Genomic DNA, 550 nt, shown 5'->3' with positions numbered 1-550 from the left:
GCTTGATGTCGTACATCGCTTCCTTGACGTCGGCGAGCAGGCCCATCGCCTTCGCGCGCTCGACGCCGACGACGATGCCGCCCGCCGCCTGCGACACCTGGTTGCCGACGTTCATCACGGTGCCCGCCTTCTCGAACCGGTTCGCGAGCAGCATCCCGTCTTCCTTCGCCTCGACGCCGATCGCGCGGCGCATCCGCGTCATCGCGGTCGCGGTGCGCGAGCCGAGCGCCTGCAGCCCCGACTTCTCGGAGAACTTCTCGATCAGTTGCACGAGCATCTTGCCGATCGCCGAATCCATCAGCTTCGTCAGTTGGCCGGCCATCGCGTCGATCACCTTCGAGGCGACCGCCTTCACCGCCGATGCGCCGACGAACGCGGCCGCGACGAGCGCGACGCCCGTCACGACCGCGCCGAGGATCGCGCCGGCGAGCTCGGCCTTCTGCTGATCGACGCCGCACGCGACGAGCGCCTTCGTGATGAGCGACGAGATCATCTCCATCAGCGGCTTGAGGATCGCGTCCATCACGGGCTGCATCAGCTTGTCCATGAA

At 67.1% G+C, this 550-nt stretch carries 1 pseudogene; it reads right to left on the bottom strand.

What is annotated here, in order from left to right:
* Positions 1 to 550 (bottom strand): annotated as a pseudogene (bipB, locus tag J5M67_RS27630) (type III secretion system translocon subunit BipB); the annotation flags it as partial.

The sequence above is a fragment of the Pseudomonas sp. 30_B genome, assembly GCF_017491605.1.
Classification (GTDB): Bacteria; Pseudomonadota; Gammaproteobacteria; order Pseudomonadales; family Pseudomonadaceae; genus Pseudomonas.
Note: the sequence above shows the minus strand (reverse complement) of the source record. Positions and strands in the feature narration are given on the sequence as shown.